The 23,301-nt window shown below is 54.1% G+C and carries 21 protein-coding genes and 1 pseudogene; 12 read left to right on the plus strand and 10 right to left on the minus strand.

Features of this window, described 5'->3' with window-relative positions:
- Nucleotides 1–125 precede the first annotated feature (125 nt).
- From AVI_RS27695 to AVI_RS27735, 9 genes are all read right to left on the minus strand, one after another.
- On the minus strand, nt 126–1,049 hold the full coding sequence (locus AVI_RS27695) for an EamA family transporter (RefSeq protein WP_015918565.1): 924 nt from the start codon (nt 1,047–1,049) through the stop codon (nt 126–128).
- Nucleotides 1,021–1,287, minus strand: a complete 267-nt coding sequence (locus AVI_RS31655; RefSeq protein ID WP_041699834.1) for a uracil phosphoribosyltransferase — start codon at nt 1,285–1,287, stop codon at nt 1,021–1,023. Before AVI_RS31655 ends, AVI_RS27695 begins: the two co-directional genes overlap by 29 nt.
- Nucleotides 1,288–1,759: 472 nt before the next feature.
- Complete coding sequence (locus tag AVI_RS27705; protein WP_335337357.1) at nt 1,760–2,761, minus strand: IS3 family transposase; 1,002 nt, start codon at nt 2,759–2,761, stop codon at nt 1,760–1,762.
- Nucleotides 2,646–2,999: a cupin domain-containing protein gene (locus tag AVI_RS27710; RefSeq protein WP_015918567.1), complete on the minus strand. Its 354-nt coding sequence runs from the start codon at nt 2,997–2,999 to the stop codon at nt 2,646–2,648. Before AVI_RS27710 ends, AVI_RS27705 begins: the two co-directional genes overlap by 116 nt.
- A 23-nt stretch (nt 3,000–3,022) precedes the next feature.
- The gene (locus tag AVI_RS27715; protein WP_015918568.1) at nt 3,023–3,703 is read right to left on the minus strand and encodes an ABC transporter permease; all 681 of its coding nucleotides are present in this window, start codon (nt 3,701–3,703) and stop codon (nt 3,023–3,025) included.
- Nucleotide 3,704: 1 nt separating this feature from the next.
- Entirely contained in the window at nt 3,705–4,418 is a 714-nt protein-coding gene (locus AVI_RS27720; RefSeq protein ID WP_015918569.1) for an ABC transporter permease subunit, read from the minus strand.
- A 60-nt stretch (nt 4,419–4,478) separates the two neighbouring features.
- A complete protein-coding gene (locus AVI_RS27725; protein ID WP_015918570.1) occupies nt 4,479–5,297 on the minus strand; it encodes a transporter substrate-binding domain-containing protein in 819 nt (272 codons plus the stop codon).
- 38 nt (nt 5,298–5,335) lie between these two features.
- Nucleotides 5,336–6,112, minus strand: a complete 777-nt coding sequence (locus tag AVI_RS27730; protein ID WP_015918571.1) for an amino acid ABC transporter ATP-binding protein — start codon at nt 6,110–6,112, stop codon at nt 5,336–5,338.
- Between the two features lie 18 nt (nt 6,113–6,130).
- Complete coding sequence (locus AVI_RS27735; RefSeq protein ID WP_085946664.1) at nt 6,131–7,531, minus strand: aspartate aminotransferase family protein; 1,401 nt, start codon at nt 7,529–7,531, stop codon at nt 6,131–6,133.
- 227 nt (nt 7,532–7,758) lie between these two features.
- On the opposite strand from AVI_RS27735, the gene AVI_RS27740 reads away from it, so the two are divergent.
- The 9 genes and pseudogenes from AVI_RS27740 to AVI_RS27780 all read left to right on the plus strand — a co-directional run bounded on the left by AVI_RS27740 (nt 7,759) and on the right by AVI_RS27780 (nt 17,376).
- A complete protein-coding gene (locus AVI_RS27740) occupies nt 7,759–8,235 on the plus strand; it encodes an Lrp/AsnC family transcriptional regulator (RefSeq protein ID WP_015918573.1) in 477 nt (158 codons plus the stop codon).
- A gap of 333 nt (nt 8,236–8,568) precedes the next feature.
- Nucleotides 8,569–9,176: pseudogene (locus tag AVI_RS27745) on the plus strand (IS6 family transposase).
- Nucleotides 9,177–9,527: 351 nt separating this feature from the next.
- Nucleotides 9,528–10,463, plus strand: coding sequence for an isocitrate lyase/PEP mutase family protein (locus tag AVI_RS27750; protein ID WP_080517088.1), 936 nt, complete (start codon nt 9,528–9,530; stop codon nt 10,461–10,463).
- Between the two features lie 220 nt (nt 10,464–10,683).
- A complete protein-coding gene (locus AVI_RS27755; protein ID WP_187152420.1) occupies nt 10,684–12,255 on the plus strand; it encodes an ABC transporter substrate-binding protein in 1,572 nt (523 codons plus the stop codon).
- Entirely contained in the window at nt 12,252–13,205 is a 954-nt protein-coding gene (locus tag AVI_RS27760) for an ABC transporter permease (protein ID WP_015918577.1), read from the plus strand. Before AVI_RS27755 ends, AVI_RS27760 begins: the two co-directional genes overlap by 4 nt.
- 7 nt (nt 13,206–13,212) lie before the next feature.
- Entirely contained in the window at nt 13,213–14,100 is an 888-nt protein-coding gene (locus AVI_RS27765) for an ABC transporter permease (RefSeq protein WP_015918578.1), read from the plus strand.
- Nucleotides 14,100–15,125, plus strand: a complete 1,026-nt coding sequence (locus tag AVI_RS27770) for an ABC transporter ATP-binding protein (protein WP_015918579.1) — start codon at nt 14,100–14,102, stop codon at nt 15,123–15,125. The genes AVI_RS27765 and AVI_RS27770 overlap by 1 nt, the downstream gene beginning before the upstream one ends.
- The gene (locus AVI_RS27775; RefSeq protein WP_015918580.1) at nt 15,122–16,114 is read left to right on the plus strand and encodes an ABC transporter ATP-binding protein; all 993 of its coding nucleotides are present in this window, start codon (nt 15,122–15,124) and stop codon (nt 16,112–16,114) included. Before AVI_RS27770 ends, AVI_RS27775 begins: the two co-directional genes overlap by 4 nt.
- Before the next feature lie 77 nt (nt 16,115–16,191).
- Entirely contained in the window at nt 16,192–17,376 is a 1,185-nt protein-coding gene (locus tag AVI_RS27780; protein WP_015918581.1) for an amino acid aminotransferase, read from the plus strand.
- 5 nt (nt 17,377–17,381) lie between these two features.
- Here the strand turns inward: AVI_RS27780 and AVI_RS27785 are convergent, their stop codons facing one another.
- A complete protein-coding gene (locus AVI_RS27785) occupies nt 17,382–19,253 on the minus strand; it encodes a LysR family transcriptional regulator (RefSeq protein WP_015918582.1) in 1,872 nt (623 codons plus the stop codon).
- Between the two features lie 338 nt (nt 19,254–19,591).
- Between AVI_RS27785 and AVI_RS27790 the strand changes: the two genes are divergently transcribed.
- The 3 genes from AVI_RS27790 to AVI_RS27800 all read left to right on the plus strand — a co-directional run bounded on the left by AVI_RS27790 (nt 19,592) and on the right by AVI_RS27800 (nt 23,241).
- Nucleotides 19,592–20,935, plus strand: coding sequence for a UbiD family decarboxylase (locus AVI_RS27790; RefSeq protein WP_080517089.1), 1,344 nt, complete (start codon nt 19,592–19,594; stop codon nt 20,933–20,935).
- Entirely contained in the window at nt 20,932–21,507 is a 576-nt protein-coding gene (locus AVI_RS27795; protein ID WP_015918584.1) for a UbiX family flavin prenyltransferase, read from the plus strand. Before AVI_RS27790 ends, AVI_RS27795 begins: the two co-directional genes overlap by 4 nt.
- A gap of 108 nt (nt 21,508–21,615) precedes the next feature.
- Nucleotides 21,616–23,241, plus strand: a complete 1,626-nt coding sequence (locus tag AVI_RS27800) for an ABC transporter substrate-binding protein (RefSeq protein ID WP_015918585.1) — start codon at nt 21,616–21,618, stop codon at nt 23,239–23,241.
- Nucleotides 23,242–23,301: the final 60 nt, after the last annotated feature.

Below are 23,301 nucleotides of genomic sequence, written 5' to 3' on the forward strand. Positions count from 1 at the left end.
CCGATGCGGGTCGCACGGCACATAAATAAGGGGAGTTATTATTACATTGTCATGATCAAAATTGCTTTTCTTGATGGGAGATTCACGAGTGAAAGACGTACACAACATGGGTGTAGTAACCTGCATTATCCTCCTTGGGCCGGTTTGCTTGATAATTGCTTCCGAAACGCCGAGCCCAAGCCGAAGAAACTCACCTGTGGCTGCGACAGATAGACCGAAACCAGGACCAGCATACCGCCGCCAAACTGAATCCAAGTCAGTGTCTGGCCCAGAAAGATCGCCCCCAAAATGGCCGCTGTCAGCGGGCTGAGAAGAGAAAGAAACGACACGGTCAAGGCAGGCAGACGTGCGATTCCCCTAAACCAAAGCGCATAGGTCACGAGCGCCCCCAGCAGGCTGAGATAGCTCAGTCCGCCGATATTCCGCAGCGTGAGCGTTTCGGGAAAGGACTCAGTCATCAACGCGAAGGGCACCAGAGCCAAGCCGCCAAAGGTCAGCTGCCAGCCGGTCAGCGCCAGCAGCGACATATTGTCGGGACGACCGAATTTCTTGGCCAGTACCATCCCCGTCGCCATCGAGAATGCCCCGGCCAGACCCGCAGTCACCCCTTGGGTATTGAGCATGACATCGGAGCGCAGCGCGACAAGCGCCACCCCAAGCGCCGCGCAAAGGCACGCCAGAATCTGCGTTGCGCGCACCGGGTTGCGAAATAGAATCGCGCTGTAAATGAGAACGATAACCGGCTGAATCGACATCAGCAGCGCCGCAATCCCGCCGGGCAGATGATAAGCCGCCAGAAACAAGAAGTAAAAGAAAGCACCAATATTCAGCACCCCCAGAAGGGCCGCGCGCCACCACCAGTGGCCCTGCAACATTTTCCTTTGCAGCAACACCAGAATAAGCCCTGCGGGCAAAGCGCGTAAAGCGGCCGCGGTCAGCGGAATACCGGGCGGCAGGAATTGGGTTGTCACGAGATAGGTGCTGCCCCAAACGAGCGGAACCAACGCCGTGATTAACAGATCAAACCGCTGCCTCGACTTGTTGTCCATTTTGCCCTCCAGAACTGATTGTGCCGAAATAACGATCCCCGAAATCTCCAATCCCCGGAATCATGAACGCCTCCTGGTTTGGTTGCTGCTCGATCGATGAACTCACGATGGTCACATGGGGATAGCGCGCGCTGACACGCTTGATCCCTTCAGGGGAGGCGAGAATATTGGCAAAGACGACATGCTTTTCCCGACGGCAGGCGCAGAGGAAATCCGATCCAGTCCGCGCCGTTTTCAAAGCAGAGCTTCGCCTCTTCGCTATCAATAATGCCGGCAACCTGAACAATATTTTGCATCCGTTGATCCATCCATGTGAGTCGGTTTCGTGCAACGCGGTGGACAAGATGGCCAAACGGAACGGCGCAGAAGATCGCTTTTGGTAACAACCGACGTAACTGATGAGAGCTGGCTCTGAAAATCTGCACAGCTAGGATAAGTGGAATTTCTGGCTGACGTCGGCTTAGATGCAGCCTCACTGATTTCGACTCTTTGGCCTTCCCAAAACGCGGTGAATCTGAATCTCTGTCGCAAACGGGAGGTTTACGATGCCATCGGGGATTTCGTTACGTGAAGATTTTGATGGTGAACGTCTCCGGCGGCTGGCGCGGCAGACGAAGGATGCAGCCCAGGTACGACGCCTGTTGGCACTCGCCTCTGAAGTGCACCCCGGTTTTGGGCCAGCGGGAGCTGGAATTTTCCGGGGTTAAGGCTCAGGTTGGCGTGGGTGCCGATGAGCCGTTCATAAGCGAAATCGGCACCTTGTTGCCGATCGCGCTGTGTGGCCGGAACTCGTTATAGTCTCTACGCCAATCCTCCATCTTTGCCCTTGCGTCGTCAAGGCTCATAAACCAGTGGGCGTTCAGGCACTCTGCCCGGAACTTGCCATTAAAACTCTCGATGTAGCTGTTGTCCGTCGGCTTGCCCGGCCGCGAGAAGTCAAGCACGACGCCTCTATGATAGGCCCAGAGATCGAGGTCACGAGAGATGAATTCGCTGCCGTTGTCCACCCGAATGGTGGCCGGGTAACCGACCTGCCGGCATACGCGTTCGAGGGTCTGCACGACGTCTTCCCCTTTATAGCTGAAGCGGGCATCTACCGCCGGAGAGAAGCGCGAGAAGGTATCGACAACCGTGAGAACCCTGATCTTGCGACCTGTGGCCAGTTGGTCATGCACGAAATCCATGGCCCAGACGTCGTTCGAACGGGTGGCTGCGGTGCGGTCCGATCGCAGCTTTGCTTTGACGCGCCGTTTTGGCACCTTGTTGCGCAGTTGCAGGTCCATCTCCTTGTAAAGACGATAGTTTCTCTTCGGATTCACCACCCAGCCGTTGCGGCTGGATGCGGCTTGCCCAAGCGATGTCCGATCAAACAGCTGAACATGCAGGCCGGCCCGCGCAAGCTCGATGGCGGCTGAGAGACCGGTGTAGCCACCGCCAACAATAGCGACGTCACAGGTGGCGCTCACCGGCTTGGTCGACAAGGTTGGAAACGTGCAGCCATCCCACCAGTAGGGGGTGGATTTTACGGATGGTTGAGCCGCGTTTGTCATGAGGATGTCCCGTTTCATATGATCGGAAGGAATGCGTGAGACAATCTCAATCGCGAGAGACCCAGAGTTTCCGCGTGGTTTCGATGACCTTCCAAACCCCGGTAAAGCCCGGATGCATGACGAATGAGTCGCCCGCAGAAATTCGACGCGGTTCACATCCATCTTCAATCAGCTCGGAGACGCCGGACAGAATGACACAGAATTCAAAGGTTTCACCTTTGATCGAGCGATAGGCACCAGGCGTGACCTCCCATACGCCGCAGGACACCAGACCGTCTGTCGTCTGGGCAATATCCCAGGTCAGAAACTGTGGATCGCCTTCCACCAGTCTGTCTGGCAACGGTTGGCCCTTGCGTGGTTCTGGCAGGTTGTTCTGGTCAATAAAGGTCAGCTTGGACATAGGATGGTCTTTCAATAGGATGGTTATCGGCTGAACGACAGTCGCCGCTCGATGAATTTCAGCGCCATCAAGGCAATGACATTGATGGCGAGATAGAAAGCAGCGGTGATGATGAAGATGTCCATGATGGCAAAGGTCTCACTCATCAATCGCTTGGCGTAACCAGTGATTTCCAGCACGGTGATGGTGGAGGCAAGGCTGGATTCCTTCACAATAATCGCCACTTCGCTGCTGTAAGCAGGCAGAGCCTGACGCAAGGCGAGCGGAAATTTGACGCGGATGAAGATATGCCAGCCAGACATGCCACAGGCTTCGGCAGCTTCAATCAGGCCACGGGGCAGGGACAGGAGAGCTGAGCGGAAGATTTCGGCGGTGTAGGCGCAGGTGTTGAGGATGACGGCGAGAATGGCCGCATGTAACCCATTGCCAATCATCCACCAGAGGATGGGGTTCTGGCGCACGAAACTGATCTGCGCCAGTCCGTAGTAAATCACAAAAATCTGCACCAGCATGGGCGTGCCACGAAAGATGGCGCAGTAGAAGTCACAGGTGCGGCGAAGGACATGATTGTGCGAGCCGCGACCCAAGGCAAGCAAGACCCCAAACGGCAGACCAAACCCAATGCCGAACACGGCAATCAGCAGGGTCGTTTTGGCACCGGTGAGAAGAAAGGGTACAGCATAGGTGATGATATTGATGTCCATGTCAGCACCCGTTGAACCCGCGATTGAGATAGCGCTCGGCGCGAGCAAACATCGCCTGGCTCACACCCGTCAGGGTGAAAAACAACAGGGCGGCGACACCGTAAAACAGCAACGGTGAGCGTGTGATACCTGCGGCGATGGCGGCTGTGCGCATCAATTCCTGCAATCCGATCACGGAGATCAGCGAGGTATCCTTGATTGTCATTTGCCAGACATTGTTGAGACCACCCAGCGCAAGCCTGAGCGCGAGCGGAAAAATCACCCGAAAGAACGTCACCTTGCCCGGCAAGGCCAGCGAGTGCGCAGCCTCGATAAGACCGACAGGAACCGATTGAAGTGCGCCCCTGATGACCTCAATGGAATAGGCGCACGAGATTGCCGCAATCGCAATCACGCCAATGATCATTGGATAGGCGTTTTCGGCAGCGTTTTGATAGCCAAACATGGATGTGATCGCTCGCACCCAGTCAACAGAGCCGAAAAACAACAGATAGATCACCAGAAGTCCCGGCACACCCCGGACAATGACGCTGTAGGCATCAATCAGCTGCGAGATCACAACCACCCGCCGCCAGCGCAACAGCGCTAATGGTGTGGCAATAACAAGCCCCAGCAGCATACCGAGCAAGCCGATGGCAATGGTCACAGCACCACCCCGCAACAGGGCGAGCGCCCACCCTTTGCCAATCAGCAACTCCCAAATATCATTCAACATGCATACCACCCCGACGGCACATCCTGATTTTGCGCAGAATGTGCCGTGTCAAAAGAGAGATCACTTCTTGCAGGGGATGGTATAATCGTCCTTGAACCAATTCATCGAGGCGTCCTTGACCTTGCCGTCTGTCACCATCTTGCACAGGGCAGCGTCAACCTTGGCTTTCAACGCGCTATTGCCCTTGCGCATGCCAACGCCCATGCCGTGACCGAGAACATCAGGATCGTCCATGGACATGATCTTGACATCGATCTTGGTAAAATTGGCACCGTCGGCGCTGGCTAGAAAGTCCATCCAGGTTGGGGAGTCGCCGAAGGCGGCATCAAGGCGGCCACTGGCCAGATCGGCAGTTTGCTGGGTGGTCGCATCATAGGTCTTTAGATCAGCGCCGGGAATCCGCTTTTCGATGAATTTTGCGTAAGTTGTGCCGGTTACAACGCCAACACTCTTGCCGGTCAATGACTTTTCAATCTCGGTAAGGCTCTTCAACCCGGCAAGAGGTGAGCTTTTGGGAACGACAAAGTAAAGCGGTGTGGTTGCATAGGGAATGGAATAGTCGATTTTCTTTGCGCGTTCTTCCGTAATGCCGAGACCGGAAATGATCACGTCAAAGCGGTCACTGTCCATTGATGGAATGAGAGAACTGAACGCCTGAACAACGAATTTGCACTTGACCTTCAGTTCGGCACAAATGCCATTGGCAATGTCGGCATCAAAGCCGGTGACGTTGCCGTTTGCATCAGCCATGCTGAACAGAGGTGCGTCCCCTTCGGTGCCAATGCGCAACACGCCTTCTTCGGCATAGGCTGCACTGGTGGCGGCAATCAGAAGCAAGGTGGATGCCAGAGTGGATTGGATGATCTTGGTGATGGACATATCTGTTACCCCTTTTATTGTTGTGGGAACGACCCCGCTTAAGCGGCGGCCGGCATGACGCTGGATAGAAACCGCTCCACCGCCCCGGATGCGGGGTTGCGAAACAGCTCTTCCGGCGTGTCATCCTGCTCAACGATGCCTTTGTGCAGGAAGATCATTCGGTTCGAGACATCACGCGCGAACCGCATTTCATGGGTGACGAGAAGGATGGTTGCGCCTTCATCCGCCAGAGTTCTGATGACTTTCAGCACTTCCCCGACCAATTCGGGGTCCAATGCCGATGTTGGTTCATCAAACAACATCAGCTTGGGAGCCATTGCCAGCACCCGCGCAATCGCCACACGCTGCTGCTGGCCACCGGAGAGTTGGTGGGGATAGCGATCCCTGAAATCCACCATTCCGACTTTGGAAAGCGCAGAAAGCGCCATCTCTTGTGCTTCGTGCTTTTGTTTTTTCAGCACATAGATCAAGGCTTCCGTAACATTGCCCAAAACCGTGCGATGCGGCCAAAGATTGAAGCTTTGAAACACCATGCCGATACGACGACGAAACTCCCTGATGTTACAGGCGTTGACGATCTCCCGTTCGCCACGCTCATTGGTGATGACCGAAATAGCCTCTCCCATCACCTCGATCTGGCCCGATGTTGGCGTTTCAAGAAAGTTCACGCAGCGAAGCGCCGTGCTCTTGCCGGAGCCGGAAGAGCCGATGAGCGAAATAACCTCTCCTTCCCGCATGCGGAAATTGATTCCGTTGAGGATGTTGACAGAGCCAAACGCTTTAACGAGGTCGTGAACTTTCAAGACGTCAGTCATCTGTATGAGTTCCTTAGGTCAACCAATCACAGCACCTTCAGAATCGAGCTGCTTGAGCACTTCATCGACAGCTGCTTTCGTAATAGCCACCATCTCGTCAATCTCCGCCTCTGTCATGACCAAAGGTGGCGCAAAGCCCAAAATATCTCCATGCGGCATGGCGCGGGCAATGAGATTACGGTCCCGTGCCGCCTGAGAAATCCGACCTCCGACCTTCAAAGCCGGATCAAACGACAGTTTCGATCCGCGATCCGCCACAAACTCTATTGCCGCCATCATGCCGACGCCACGCACTTCGCCGACAATAGGGTTTTGCTCGAACTCAGCCTTCAGCCTATTGAGCAGGTAAGCTCCTTTTTGTGCGGCCTGACCGGCCAGATCTTCCCGCTCGACAATATCCAGCACGGCATTGGCCGCCGCAGCGCCAATCGGATGGCCGGAATAAGTGTAACCATGGGAGAATGAGCCGACACGAGGCGTCGCCTCTTCCATAACGTCGTATATTTTTTGCGAGATGATTGAGGCCGATAACGGCACGTAAGCGGAGGTCAATCCCTTGGCGACAGTGACAAGATCCGGCTCCATCCCGTATAAATCAGAGCCGAACATCGCGCCTGTGCGACCGAAGCCGCAGATCACCTCGTCAGCGATCAACAGCACATCATATTTTTTCAGCACGGCCTGAATTTTGGGCCAATAACCTGCCGGAGGCGGTGTGATGCCACCTGTGCCTAAAACCGGCTCGGCAATAAATGCGCCGACTGTGTCCGGTCCTTCAGCGATGATGAGCGCTTCAAGTTCGTGTGCGCGGCGTTCAGAAAAGGCCAATTCTGTTTCGCCGGGATAAGCACCACGATAGAAATGCGGAACGCCGGTGCGCAGGATACCGGATATCGGTAGGTCCATATGGTCATGGTAAAAACTCAGCCCGGTCATGGAACCAGAGACAACCGAGCAGCCATGGTAGCCACGCTCGCGGGCAATGATCTTTTTCTTGCGAGGAAGCCCCCGCAAATTATTGTAATACCAGACGATCTTTGCCTGCGTTTCATTGGCGTCAGAGCCTGAAAGACCATAAAACACCTTGGACATATTGCCTGGTGCCATTCTGATCAGCCGATCAGACAGGCGCGCGAGCTCTTCTGTCGTATGGGCTGCGTAGGAATGGTAGTAGGCAAGCTTGTAAGCCTGTCGCGCGATGGCTTCGGCCACTTCAGTGCGTCCGTAGCCGATGTTGACGCAGTAGAGACCGGCGAACCCGTCAATATATTCCCTGCCCGTTGCATCCTTGATGCGAACCCCTTTGCCCGTCTCCATGATGGTCGGCTCAGTGGCACCGGAGGCGTAATCCTTGAGATAGGTGAAGGGATGGAGAACCGTACGGCGGTCCATGTCGGTGATTTCAGCAATGTTCGTCATCATTATTTCCTCAGGCGGCCAGACCGCCGTAACGCAGGTATTTCAGTTTGATCAACTCCCGGGAAAGAGACGCATCTTCGCCGTATCCAGGATTGTCTGTTCTGTTTGATAGCCTTGCAACAAAGTCTATGTGCATCGCAGCGCAGATTTTCGATATGATTTGTTGCTATTGCGAAGAAATCCTGCATTATTTTCAATAATGACGAAGAAATCATGCGGGAATCTCAATGCAGCTTGATCGCCTCGACGCCCGCCTCCTGAATATTTTGCAAACGCACAATCGCCACAGCACCGAAGAACTGGGGGCGTTGGTTGGCCTGTCTGCAACCGCAGTGCAGCGACGGCTCAAACGCCTGCGCGAAAATGGGGTGATCGAGGCCGATGTCTCGATTATCCGGCCCAAAGATGTTGGTCGGCCAATCGCCATGCTGGTGCTGGTGTCTCTAGAGCGCGAAAGGGCCGATATTGTTGACCGGTTCAAGCAATCCATTCGCCAGACACCCGAAGTGATGAACGGCTACTACGTCACCGGCGACTCTGACTTCGTGCTCATTGTTACGGCACAAAGCATGGAAGATTACGAAGGCTTTACGCGGAAATTCTTTTATGAAAACCCTGATATCAAGGGCTTCAAAACGATGGTCGTTATGGATCGGGTTAAGGTCGGCTTCTCGGTGCCTATCGACTTTGACGACTTTTCCTGACGGCACAATAGACTTAGGGATGACGGATTTTACAGTCATAACGAGAAAATAAAATTTATACTCTAATTTAATAAAGAAATTGGCTCTTCACAATTTGACCCTTATCTATTCCCTCAGTCGATCACAAAAACTGCTCCCCATTTCATTCTCCGAAGACTTTGAATGGCTCTATCGCAAATTTTTAAAAGAGTTACAGAAACGGCTATCGCTGGACGCAATTATGCCGCGAGTGCGGCCAATTTCTTAATTGCTGATTGGCCAACAGTCGAAAATTTTTGCTTGCGGAGTTATTGCCAAGTTGTTTGACCCCGGCATTTCATCGATCGAGACGACATGAAGTTGCCGAGCACTTTCCTCGTCTGAAGCTGTTTCATTTCCGCGTGAAGTTGTCGCCTACGCGGTCTGGGCCTATCATCGGTTTGCTCTGAGCACGGTCGATGTGGAAGACCTTCTTGCTGAACGCGGTTTTATCGTGAGCAGGGAAACGGTTCGTCTCTGGATGAACCGCTTTGGCCGACACTTTAGCGACTGCATTTGGGGAGACCGGCCCAAGCCGAACGATAAGTGGCATATGGATGAGGCCATCATCACGATCAGTGGGAAGAAATATTGGCTCTGGCGGGCCATTGACGCCGATGGTGACGTAAAAGCTGCGAAGCGACATCAAGCCGATACAAAGCCTGGTGCCAGATGCTGATCATCGGGCCCACAAGGGCCTGAACAGCAGAATTGAAAACGCTCACCGTCAGACCAGGAAGAGAGAGAAGATCATGGAGCGGTTCAAGTCGCCCCGCCAAGCACAGCGCTTCCTGTCAGCCCACAATCAGATAAAAACTATCTTTCGTCCCCGCCGATACAAACTCTCAGCTCGCTGCTGGCGACACGTCAGGGCAGATGCCTTCTGCCTGTGGTCCGACTACACTACAGAAATGACTGCTTGAAAAGCAGCGGCTGCGCCGCCTTGCAACCAATGCAAACAACTTGGCAATACCTCCGATACGTCTTCTAAGAAGGCCGCCGTGCCGTAGCAGGTGCAGGCTGCCCCGCAAGCGGGTGGACACGCCAAAATCTCTACGATTAAAGGTCCTATTAGTGGTCGGCTTCAAATCGTTTCGGTGTTACTCAAAAATTCGGTCATTCGAGGCATCCACTCTTCTAAAAAACCTATGCCCCATTTATGATTTTTCCGACTATACAATATCAGTCTCCACAATCATCCTGCCGAATGAATTATGAATTTTACCCCACCGTTTAGCAGTACATTCGGGTAAAATCTTACCGGGAGATTGTCCGTGTCCTCCAAAAAATTGTCAGAATATTTGTCTGATGAAAATTTGTACTATGTCCCTGAAATATTTGACTGCATGTCAACCAAAGCCGCCGAAATAAACGGCTTTAAAATGGTGATGATATCCAGCAGTGACTTCTCCTGTGCTTACACCGGCATTCCCGACCTCAAGCTTCTGACGGTTGACGAATATGCTGGTATGGCGGAACGCATTACCAATATGACGGACATGCCCCTGTTCATTGATGCTGACGAGGGGTTTGGGCGCCCGTTGCAGACATTTCAAGGATGTCGGAGGCTGGCCAAGGCGGGTGCGCAGGCGATCTTGATCACGGATCTTGCCGCCAATGGCAGGCCGGGATTGTTGCCGATTGAAGAGGCCGTCTACCGGTTCCGCGCAGCCAAGGACGGGCTTGCGGGTACGGATTGCTTGCTTCTGGCCCGCTGCGACCACAGCGTTGATAACGACTTTGACGAATTTGTAGAGCGATGCAATCGTTACCTCGAAGTGGGCGCGGACATCATCTGCCCGCTGGAGCTAAATCGCTCGCAGAAGTATGGCAGCAAGATTGCAGCAGCCAAGAAGGTTGCCGAACACGTCAAAGCACCCTTCTGGTATCCCAATATGGAAAAGGAAAAGGCCGAAGACATCGCTAGCCTGCGGGAGTACGGCTATAAATTTGCAGGCGTCCATTATGCCTTTCGCGCAGCTATGCTGGCTATTCTGGACGCTGGTCGGCACGTATTTGAGAGCGGTACCAACGAGTATATCGCAACGGCGCATGATCACACGGGTTACAAGTTTCATTATTCGCCGATGAGTGCGTTTTTTAGGGGTGGCGAGTGGGTCGATAGGGAACGCCAATACGTGTCAAACCCTGACGAGGCTTTGGCCGTGCGCCTTGAAAAACACTTCACAGGTCCGACTGACAAGTTCTGACGACATGACAGTGCCTTCGGCTGATTAAAGACCTCTTTCAGCACCGTTACAGGGGTGTTTCCTTCAATGGAGCGGGATTGAAGGCCGCTTGCGCATGCCTGAATGCCTGCAAACAGGTGAGAAGCCATCCATTGAAGGTGGCAAGAAGGAGCATTTTTACCGTTCGATAAAAAGCCAAAATGCCGCAATCGCAATCAAAAAAATGGGGAACGAGATCGTCATGAAAACGGCTATCAAACGCAGAAACTTTATCAAAGCAGGCGCATCGCTGGCCGCATTCGGCCTGTTGGGCGATTTTGCAAACCAAGCAATGGCGAAAAGTGTCGAGGGGGGCACATTAAAAATCGGCACCAGCAATGAGCTGAATTACAACATGCTGTGCTTCGCCATGACCGGTGGCCCCTACGACTATGTCTATTCCTGGCCCATTTATGAATCGCTTTTCAAACCCAATGCCAATGGAACGATTGATCCCTGGCTTGCGGAATCGGTGGAAAGTGATGCCAAAGCGCTCACCTATACCATCCATATCCGGCGTGGCGTGACATTTTCCGATGGATCGGTGCTGAACGCCACTGTGGTGAAATGGAATCTCGATCACTACCTGAAAGTCGGAGCAAAGCGCGTCGCCTTGCTCGGCTCCATCACGTCGGTCGATGTGTTAGACGACTATACTGTGCGCCTGGTGCTCTCAAAATGGAGTTCGTTCATTCCCGCCGCGCTGTCGCGTGAGTGCGGCTATATGTTCTCACAACAGCACTATGAAAAATACGGCGATGACTATTGCCAGCAGCACCCGGTTGGAACCGGCCCCTTCGTATTGAAGGAATGGGTGCGGGATGTCAGCAAATCATTCGTGCGCAATGAACACTATTGGGGCGGCAAGGTTCTTCTCGAGGCCGTTCAGTATACGATCTATAATGACTCGCTGGTGGGGCAGGCGGCCCTGATGTCGGATGAAATCGACGTGATGATTGGACTGGGCCTGAATGGTGTCAAAACGCTCGCCGCCAACGGCTTTGATGCCCCGATTGAGCCATTGCAAGACCATGCGTCGCTGTTGGTGTTCAACTCCCTCAACACCAGCAATGACGATCCGATGGGCAATTTGCTGGTGCGCCAAGCCATCAGCCATGCCATCAATAGAAAATCGATCATAGAGGCAGCATTTCTGGGCTATGCCGATATTGCCAGCCAGTTTGGTATTGGCAGCCATTTCGTCAACAAGGACATTGTCGGTTACGATTACAATGTTGCCAAGGCGAAGGAACTGCTTGCGAAAGCGGGTTTCCCTCAAGGCTTCTCGACAAAAATTCAGGCCGCCGCCAGTGATACCAACAAGATCGTCCTGCAAATCATGCAGGCCGATCTGGCCAAAGTCGGCATACAAGCCAAAATCGAATTGCTGACGGGGGCTGCTTCCAACAAGGCTGAAACCGGTTGGGGAAGCGGCATGTGGTACCACACATCCAGCGTCTATGTGGATGTGGCCATGCAAATGTCCAGCATGTTTCCAAAAGGACTCACCGGCGGTGTTCTTGGCCTGACCACCATGTTGCGCCCTGATGACGTGAGTGATGCGCTTGTACGGGCCGTATCATCCACCTCGGATGCGGAATCGGTCAAAGCGGTTGGTGAAGCCAACAAGATGATGATCGACACCTACGCGCTCTACGTGCCCATTGCCCAATATTCGACGATTTACGTTCTCAGCAAACGCGTCAAGGCATCAGGTATCGGCGCGACCTTCTTCTCCGTTGCCTCTCTCTCCACCGCGTATCTCGACACGTGATCACTTATCTGTTGAAACGGCTGGCTATTGCTGGCTTCCTGATGCTGCTGGTATCCGCGCTGGTGTTTTTACTGATGCGCGGATTACCGGGCGATCCTGCGCTGATCGCACTCGGCGATTCCGCATCCGCTGATGCCATTGAGGCTTATCGCAACCGCATGGGGCTCAACGATCCCTTGATTGTGCAGTATGTTCATTGGATCACGGGCATCTTGCTGCGGTGGGATTTCGGCAAGTCGGTGCTGAACGAGCAGAATGTCTCGCTCATGATCAGCCAAAGGCTGCCCAATACACTGACGATTGGCATTCCCTCGATCATTTTGGGGATCATTCTGGGCCTGCCGATCGGCATTTTGAGCGCAATCACCAGAGGTACGTGGATCGATCAGAGCTTCACTCTGATTGTGAACGCTTTTCTGGGAACGCCGCGGTTTCTGGTGGCGATTTTTGGCGTCTTCATTCTCGCCTTCAAGCTGAGGCTCATTCCTCTTCAGGGCTACACGCCGCCGTGGGTGGATTTGGCGGCCTATGCGCACAAAGCGATATGGCCTGTCTTTATCAACAGCATCTATATCTTCGCGGTTCTGGCCCGCTACACACGCTCCAACCTGCTTGAAGTGATGACGCAGGATTATATCCGAACGGCGCGCGCCAACGGCCTGTCCGAGACGCGGGTTATTTTCCGCCACGCCCTGAAAAACGGTCTGATCCCGGTTGTGACGATCATCGGGTTGCAGATGCCGCAAATTATCGCAGGCGCAGTGATTATCGAGTCCATCTTCAACATCCCCGGCGTTGGGCAACTGGTGCTCAATGGCGTTTTAAACCGGGATTATCTGGTTGTGCAGGCGGCGGTGCTGGTGATTTCCATGGCGACAATTGCATCCAACCTGATGGTGGACCTGACCTATGCCCTGATCGATCCGCGCATAAAAAGAATGGCATGGTGATGCCGATATGACGAAAACAAGCGCAACCGTAAATGAGCCTATCCAACGCAGCGCTGGCAGAATGCTGGCGGGCCGTCTTTTCGCACGTGGTTTAATCGTTCAGGCCTGCTTTGCGATCCTTGTCCTGTTTGGGCTTTTGGCCCTGTTCGCCGATCTTGTCGCGCCTTATGACCCGAACGCGCAGGATCTCGTGGCAGCCCTGCACACGCCGTCTGCGGCCCATTGGCTTGGGCAAGACAGCCTCGGCCGTGATGTGGTGAGCCGCATCATCTATGGCGGACGTATTTCCATGGCCGTCAGTGTCATGGCAGGCATTCTGGCCGCCATTGTGGGCATTGGTTTTGGCCTGTACGCGGGCTATGTGGGTGGCAAACCCAGCCGTTTTATCATGGGCTGTACCGATGTCCTGCTCAGTGTGCCCAATCTGGTTTTTTCCCTCATTCTTGTGGCCATTCTGGGCAGTGGGGTTTTGAGCGTTGTGCTTGCCATTGGCATCGGATTCATTCCCACCTACATCCGCATGGTCAATGGGTTGGTCTTATCGTTGCGCGAGCATGACTATATTCTGGCCGCCCGTCTGATTGGTCAAAAGCCGCATTCCATTCTTTTGAGGCATCTGTTGCCCAATAGTTTTCCAACCTTGATTGTGCTGTTCACCATCAATCTGGGCAATGGCGTGCTGACGGAATCGACCCTCAGCTACCTTGGTGTTGGCATAGGTCCACCAACGGCATCGTGGGGCAGCATGGTGTCGGATGTTTATCCCTACCTCATGAGCGCGCCGTGGCTGGTGGTCAGCCCTGCACTTTGCATCATCTTGGTAATCATTGCATTCAATGTGGTGGGTGACAGCCTGCGCGATGCGCTTGATCCTCGCTTAAAGGGGAAATTGTGATGACCCAGACCCCTCACTTGCTGGAGGTGAAAAACCTCAGAACATCCTTCTTCACCGAGGACGGTGAAGTGAAAGCTGTCAATGATGTTTCCTATCATCTTGATCAGGGGGAAGTGATTGCCATTGTTGGAGAAAGTGGTTGTGGAAAGTCCATCACCCAGCTTTCTGTGATCCAGCTTGTTCAATCTCCTCCCGGCAGAATATTGGGTGGCGAGGTCATTTTCGATGGACAGTCCTTGTTGCAATACAAGCCGAAGTCCAAGGAAATGCGCTCCGTGCGCGGGGCGGGAATTGCCATGATTTTCCAAGAGCCCATGACATCCCTGAACCCTGTGCTCACCGTTGGTCAGCAGCTTTCAGAAGTCATCAAGGTCCATGCCCGTGTGAGCAAGAAACAAGCCTGGCAACGGGGAGTGAAGGCGCTTGAAGCCGTGGGCATTCCCGATCCCGCGGCGCGCATGAAAAACTATCCTTTTGAGATGAGCGGCGGCATGCGGCAACGGGTGATGATTGCCACTGCCGTTGCCTGCAATTCCAAGGTCTTGATTGCGGATGAGCCGACAACGGCGCTGGACGTGACCACGCAGGCGCAAGTCATGGAACTGTTGCTGGATTTGGTCGATAGCCACGGAAAATCTCTGATCATCATCACCCATAATCTCGGGCTGGTATCGCGCTATGCTAAGCGCGTTTACGTGATGTATGCCGGAAAGGTTGTTGAATCCGGCACAACCGAGCAATTGCTCACCGCGCCGAAACATCCCTATACCCAAGGGCTTCTGAACTCGATGCCAAAACTGGAAGGCAACAAGAATGATGATCTTGTTCCCATTCAGGGCGCTCCACCGCGCTTGAACGGCCTGCCGGATCAATGTGCGTTTTTGCCCAGATGTCCGGCCGCGCAAAGCCGATGCGCTGATAGTTCTTTTCCGCCCCTGCGAACAGTCGGGGCGCAAGACCATACTGCGGCTTGCCACCTTGCTGAAATGGATGCAGACAGACTGATTGCCGGAGTGCGGACATGAAAGAGCAAGTGATGTCGGATGATCCGCTGCTCGTGGTGGAAAACCTTCGGAAATATTTTCCAATCCGCCAAGGCTTTACCCGTGAAAAAATCGGCGACATCAAAGCGGTTGATGATGTGTCGTTCAGCATCCATAAAGGGCAAACCTTTGGCCTTGTCGGCGAAAGCGGCTGTGGCAAGACCACAACGGGCAAAAGCGTGCTGGGCATCAACAACCCGGTCGAGGGAAAAATACTTTATAAAGGACGGGATCTCGCGCGGTTGAGCGAGTGCGAATTCCGCCCCTATCGCCGTGAATTGCAACTTATTTTTCAAGACCCGTATGGTTCTCTCGATCCACGGCAATCCGCAGCATCCATTCTTGACGAAGCCATTCAATCCGGTGGCGAGGGCCTTACGGCAGGAGAAATGCGCGCAAGGGTCCACGACCTGTTGGATATCGTTGAACTTGGAAACGCCATGGGGCGGCGCTATCCGCATGAAATGAGTGGTGGCCAAAGACAGCGTCTGGGCATAGCCCGTGCACTCGCCTGCAAGCCGGAATTGATTGTGTGCGACGAGCCAGTTTCGGCGCTTGATGTGTCCATTCAGGCGCAGATTATCAATCTTTTCAAATCCATTCAGAAAGAGCTTGGCATAACCTACCTGTTTGTCGCTCATGATCTGGCGGTGGTCAGGCATATCAGCCACCATATCGGGGTGATGTATCTTGGGCGCCTGGTGGAGGTGACAAATGCCGAACAGCTCTATTCGGATGCCCGCCATCCCTATACCAAGGCGCTGTTATCGGCCATTCCGATTACCGATTACTATGCCGAGCAAAAGCGGGAACGGATCGTGCTTCGCGGTGAAGTGCCAAGCCCGATGAACAAGCCATCCGGCTGTCCGTTTCATCCACGCTGTGCGCAGGCGACAGCCGAATGCAAGGAAATCGTCCCCGAGTTACGCAGCGTTGGCCAAAACCACACAGCAGCTTGCCATCATGTCTAGCAGGATTGCATAATCAACATAAACGGTCTCAGACACGGCACACGGTGCCATCATGTGCACAGCAGAGGACAGATATCGTGCTTGATACGCTCACAATGCCGCCACCAGACAAAATCCTCGCCTTGATGCCGATTTTTCGACAGGATAGCCGCAGCCACAAGCTTGATCTCGGTGTTGGCGTCTATCGTGATGCGTCGGGCATAACCCCTGTGCTGCGGGCTGTCCGAGAGGCCGAAGCGCGGATGTTACAACACCAGACCACAAAGGCTTATATTGGACCTGCGGGTGATGCACTCTATTGCGATCTCATGACAAAACTGGTCTTTGCGGATCACGCACCAGTTGAGCGCATCCGTGCCATACAGACGCCGGGCGGGGCTGGCGCGCTGACGGTCATCTGCGGTCTGATTGCCAAGGCAGCGCCAAACGCAACCTTGCTGGTGCCCGATCCAACATGGGTCAATCATCTATCGATCATCGAGGATAATGGTTTGGCGGTGAAACGCTGGCCCTATCTTGATCCCACCACGGGCGGAGTTGATTTCGAGGCGTTGAAGCAGACCGTTTGCTCGGCAAAAGCGGGTGACGTGATCTTGCTGCATGGTTGCTGTCATAACCCCACCGGCACGGATCTTAATCAGGCGCAATGGCGTGAACTTGGCGCACTGTTGGCTGAAAAGGGCGTCGTGCCGTTTATCGACATTGCCTATCAGGGTTTCGGTGATGGCCTTGATGAAGATGCATTTGGCGTGCGGTACCTCGCCACCTTGGTTCCTGAAATGCTGGTTGCCTCTTCATGCTCCAAGAATTTCGGCATCTACCGTGATCGTACAGGCGTGGCCTTTGTACTGGGCCAGACACAGAAACAGGCCGAAATTGCTGCCGCACAGATGGTGGTCAGGGCCCGTATTGCCTATTCCATGCCCCCGGATCATGGCTCCCGCATTGTCAGCACCATCCTTCAGGATGCGGATCTATCGGCAGACTGGCGAGCAGAACTGGAGGACATGCGCAATAACATCATCGGCCTGCGTCAAGCGCTTGCCAAGGCGTTCCAACTTAGAACCCAGAGCAACCACTATGATTTCCTTATCGCCAACAAGGGCATGTTTTCAAAGCTGGGCGTGACACCGCAACAGGTCGAGCGATTGCGCAACGAGTTTGCAATTTACATGGTTGAGGACAGTCGTATCAACATTGCGGGGCTGCGCCACGAGCAGATCAACAATTTTGTGGAAGCGGTGGTGAGCGTGACACGCTGAAACGCTTATCGCGCAAGGCCCTCATGTAATTTCTTGCCAAACACATCCACCAGCGTTTTCATCACGGCGCGCTCAGCGCCGGATAGCTCCCGATCAGCGGAAAAAATGATGGAGAGTGTCCCGGAAATTTCTTCCTGATTGATCTTTATAGCCACAAGACGCCCGGTCTCCAGGTCTTTTTGCACAGAAGAGGCCGGCAAGATTGTGCACAGACTGGCGCGGCGAACCATGGCGATGGCCAGTGCAAGAGAGCCGACTTCAATCTTCGAATGCGGCTCCAGATTGCGCGCGTGGGTGGCTGCAGCAAAACTCTGGTGAATGCTGAGATGGCGCGCACCCAGCACAAGCGGCAGTTCGCAGACTTCGGCCAGATTGATCTCGCTGCGTCCGCCAAAATTGAACCGCGGATTGGCAACCACCGACAATGGCTCGCTGGGGCCAAGCAGCACGCGTGGAAACTGAGGCTGGACCACCCCGACAATAGCAAGATTCAGTTCACCAGAACGAACTTTGTCATGCAGGATCGTGTTTGACGCTTCCGTTATTTCCATTTTCAGCGAGGGATGCTGAATGCTGATCATAGTCAGCGCCTCAGCAATTTTTTCGGTCAAGGCGCTATCGTGGCCGGAGCTGGGCAACATGCCAATCGAGACGCGGTGCTGGGTATGGGCCGCAATATCGCCGGATTGCCGCGACAGCCGATCCTGCCGCTTCTCCACCTCTGCCATCAGGGGCCAAAGATTAATGCCCGCATCGGTTGGCGTGGCACCCTCCTTGCTGCGCTCAAAGAGAGGTGTTCCCAGAACTGCTTCCATAGAATGAAGCTGTGCGGACACCGAAGACTGGGCGAGATTAGCCACCCGCGCCGCCGCTGAAATGCCGCCGCAGCGGTGGACAAGATTGAAATAATGCATCTGGCGCGCCGTCAGTTGGGGATCAAACACAACATTTTGCTCTTCGCCTTCCATATTTTCCCGCAGCAGCCCTATAAAACGTCGTGCTTTTGTCTCCAATGCACCGCTTGTGCCCACACGCACCATAGACACCAGAGGCGGCACCAGAGATTCGCGATAAATACGGCTGATTCCCAGCCGATTGGCCACCATGCTGGAGGGCAACAAAAACCGCATATGGGGAAAATCCGAGAGAAGACGCCCAAGTTCTGCTGGTCCGGCGTCCACGAATTTCAGCCGCGCGGATAACCCATGCTGATCCGCATAATGGGCAACGACCTGCATCTGGTGAGCGCTCATCCTGACAACAGCTAGAATATCCGCATCGGCTTTAATATCTGTCACCGGATCCGTGGCGCTGACGGCTATCCACGGGTCGCGATACAATAATTCAGTCCCAGGCTCTTCCCGGAACGAGTGCTCATTATGACAGCCGATCTCAATCGTGGCGCAATGTTCGGCTGGAATGTGATCCATGGATTCTCTGATGAAACCACCGCTTGCTGCACTGGCTGTGTCGAGAAACTGGCAGGCTATAAAGGTTTCGGGGTGCTGTAGGCCCATTTGCTGAATGGCACAGCTCACCGCCTTCGTCATTCTGCCGATGGAAAAATTCAGGTCGATCCGAACGGACAGCTTTTCCATCCGGTTTGCAGGGATAGCCAGACTGCGTCTTGAAAATTCCTCCAGATGCAGAAGCACTGCCGCATTTCGATAAAGCCAGAAGGCTGATGGCAAAAGGCCGAGGTAGCGCCCTTTGCGCTCGAAAAGCTTCATATGCAGGCGATCTTCCAAGCCGTGTAAAGCAGCGCTCAAAACGGATGGAGCTATTCCAAGCGCGCGGGACGAATTGGAAATGCTGGGATTCTGGCACGCCAGAACGAATTTCGCGAGAGGCTTGAGCTCAATGCCGTAATGGTCCATTCGCCGAGCATAGGGTTACGCTGCGTGGCTCTCAAGTGACGTAACAACGATTTCCGAGAGAACGTTGGGCAAATTTCACATGGTTTCAATCCTTGCGGGAATACATGCCTATTCTGTTTGGGATGCCTTGTTGCTCTTGTCGCCAAACGTGCAATTCTATTTTTCCGATGGGCCAGTTGGAGTGAGTGCAGGTATACAACGCATGAACTCAACCCCATAGTTCACGGGCATTTCACTGTTCTTCGAAAGTGGTTCCCGTGGCACACAATGCTCGTCCAAACATCTGTCAGCCAGAAAACAAACCGTATGAAGGTGTGAGCGACCAATCATGCCGGACCATGATGGCTGTGTTGCAAAAGCAGGGCGAGTTGCTCATTGTCGATGAAGAAATCGATCCCGTTTATGATCTTTCGGCCCTGCTGTCTTTGACACACGAAACACATGCGGTTCGCATCAACAAGGTCAAGGGATCGGCGTTTCCGGTGTTTGGCAACCTTCTCTCAAGCCTTGATCGTATTGCGCTGGCGCTGGATGTTCCACGCGCATCGATCCAGTCCACCTTACTGGCGTCGGTGCAAAAGCCGGTTGCGCCGGTCGTTGTGGAAAATGCTCCTGTTCAGCAGCAGCGTTTTGAAGAGGGTGTGTTGGCGCGCCTGCCTGTTCCGACGTTTTTCGACAAGGAAACCGGCCCCTATATCAGCGCGGGCATGATGATTGCCCGTGATCCGGAAACGGGCCTTGGTAATGCCTCTTACGCACGCCTGAAAATCCTGAGCCCAACGGAAGCGTTGATTGGCATTGCCCCCAACCATCATCTGGCCATCATGGCCCGCAAGGCTGCGGACAAGGGTGAAGCCCTTCCGTTTGCCGTAGTTTTGGGTGCTCATCCGGCCATCCAGCTGGCCGCCTGTCTCTATTTGGGTCTTGGAGATGACGAGATGCATTGCGCCGGTGCGCTGCTGGGTGAGCCGGTGCGCATGGCCCGTTGCTACAACAGTGATATTCTGGTGCCTGCTGAGGCCGAGATTGTTATTGAAGGGCATATCCATGCCAATACGCCGATTGTCGAGGGACTGGTCTCTGAATATCACGGCATGTACGAGGATTATGGCAGCGGCGTGCTGGCAACGTTTGAGAGCATGTCAGCCCGCGAGGATGCGATGTTTCAGGTGATTTTGCCCGGTTATCACGCTGAGCACATTTATATTGCCGCCGTTCCCATCGCCGTCAGCCTCAAGGCCCAACTTGCCCGCGTGATCCTCAATGTCGGTGAAGTGGCGGTGACTGCCTCTGGGTGCGGCCGTACCAATGTTGTGGTGCAGATCGACAAGCCGCGTCCTGGGCAAGCCCGACGCGCCATGGCCATCTGCTGGGGTGCGGTTTCTATCGTAAAATCCGTGACGGTGGTTGATAGCGATGTTGACCCCTGGGACATCAACGCCGTTGAACTGGCGAAATCCACCCGTATGCGGGTGGATCGGGATATTCTGATCATTCCGGGCATGACTGCGGATCGTTCCGAGCCGCAGGAAGAGGCAGGCATGGTGGCCAAGATTGGCTATGATGCCACCTGCAAAGCCGGAGACCGCAAGGAAGGCTATGACAAGGCATTGCCGCCGCAAGCGTCTTATGAGCGCATGAGCCGTGTGATTGCGGCGATCAAGCCGGAGGGCGCGGTTTGAAACGCCTGATCGTTGCGATAACCGGGGCATCGGGTGCCTGTTATGGTGTACGTGCGCTGGAGATGCTCCGCGACATCGATGGCATTGAGAGCCATCTGATTATCTCGCCCGCAGGACTACGCACGGCGATTGAAGAAGAGGCGGTGGAAAGCGCTGATCAAATCCGTCAACTCGCCGATGTGGTGCATAGCCATAAGGACATCGGGGCCTCTATCGCCTCGGGTTCGTTTCGGGCGCAAGGCATGCTGGTGGCACCTTGCTCGATCAAGACACTGAGCAGTATTGTCCATTGTTACAACGATGATCTCATTACCCGCGCCGCAGATGTCTGCCTCAAGGAAAGGCGGCGCGTTGTGTTGATGGTGCGCGAAACGCCCTTGCATGCCGGGCATATCGCGTTGATGGATCAGGCGACTCGCAACGGTGCGATTATCATGCCGCCGGTGCCGGGTTTCTACACCCAGCCCAAAACACTGGCTGATCTTGTCAGCCAGACCGTTGGCCGAGCACTTGATCTCTTTGACATTGACCACCCGTCCGTCCGTCGCTGGAAGCAGGAGGGTGATACTTGATCCATTGAAACATTGGCCCCAACGCTTTTGGGGCAGATGTTTTTCGCCGTTCAAAAAACAAGGGGAACTGCGGTGGTTCGTATGAACTGCCGTAAAACGGAGAAAACCATGGCTAATATATTGAAAAATTGCGAAAATATCGCATCCAGATCTGTGCGCGCTATTACCGTTACACTCGCTTTGCTTGGGGCAAGTGCAGCAATTTACGGCACCAGCATCCAATCCGCCGTCGCTGAAGAGCAACCCGTCAAGGGTGGCGAAATGACCATTATCAATGGTTCGGACATCAAAAGCTGGGACCCGGCCATTATTGGCGGCACCTATCCGGGTGGCCCCATGGATATGCTGGACGCCATCTATGGCTTTCTGGTCTATGTGGACGTGGATGGCAAGGTGCAGGGTGGCATGGCCAAGAGCCTGACCAGCGCGGATGCCAAGGTGTGGACACTGACATTGCGCGACGGTGTGAAGTTTACCGATGGTGGCTCTTACGATGCCGAGGCGGTAAAATTCAACTGGGAGCGTCAGGCCATGCCCGACACTCTTTCACCTTCGCAAGGCTTTGTCGCCTCGTGGATTGGTGGTGTGAAGATTGTTGATCCTTTGACACTTGAGATCACACTGCCGAAGCCGGATCGCAATTTTGGCTCATCGCTGGCACAGCTCGCCCCCTTCATTGCCTCGCCGCAAGCGCTGAAAGCCGCCAAGACCAAAACCGATATCAAACCGGTTGGGGCCGGTGCCTTTGTGCTGGATAGCTGGAACCAGGGCGTTTCGATGAGCATGAAGCGCAACCCGCAATACTGGGATCAACCGCGCCCCTATCTCGACACGTTGAAATTTGCCATCATCCCCGAGACCAACAGCCGCATCGCCACCGTGGTTCAGGGTGGAGCAACGATGATGGCGGGTTATCCCTATCAGTTCGGATCAAACGCCAAGGCCGCAGGCGTTACCACTCATGAAATTCCAATCCCCGGTCTCTATCGCGCATACTTTAACCAGAAGAGTGGTGCCTTCACCGACCAGCGGGCGCGTGAAGCTTTCTACGAGGCGATCAATCCGTCTAAGTTGATGCAGGCCTATACACAGGTCAGCGGTTACGACATTCCGACCAATTATTTCACGAAGTCGTCGCCCTTTTATGATCCGACCTATAAACTCCCAACCTACAATCCCAAACACGCTCAGGAATTGTTCGACCAGCTCGCCAAGGATGGCAAGCCATTCAACATCAAGCTTGTGACCTATTCCAACTCGGATTTGAAACGTCTGGCCTCCTACCTGCAACAGGCTTTGAGTGCCTATGATAACGTTACGGTCAATCTTCAGCTGGTTGATCAGGCCATGCTCAGCCCGACCTGTAAGGGGCAGATGAATTTCGATTTCTGCGTCGATGGCGGCGTGCTGGTGGCCAATGGTGCAGAGCCGATCATTTCCAATCTTCTCAACTCAAACGGCAACGACAATTGGGGCAAATACAATAGCATCGATATGGATAAAGAGCTGGCAGAAGCCAACGCCACCATGGACGCGGCTGCGGTAAAGGCGGCCTATGCCAAGGTGCAAAAGCGCGTTGCCACAGACCTTCCGCTTTACATTTTCGGTGCCGAGACTCGCTTCCTGCTGCTGCGCGATACCACAGGCGGCATCGTGCCCTCCAACGGCGGCATTTTGCAGAAACAATACCTCTACGTCTGCAAGGACGCCTGCGCGTCAAAAACCGCGAAGTAAGAAAATCCAATAGATCGGCGAACCGCAGGTTCGGTTCGCCAACGTTCTCCTCAAGGTGTT

Source organism: Allorhizobium ampelinum S4 (genome assembly GCF_000016285.1).
GTDB lineage: Bacteria > Pseudomonadota > Alphaproteobacteria > Rhizobiales > Rhizobiaceae > Allorhizobium > Allorhizobium ampelinum.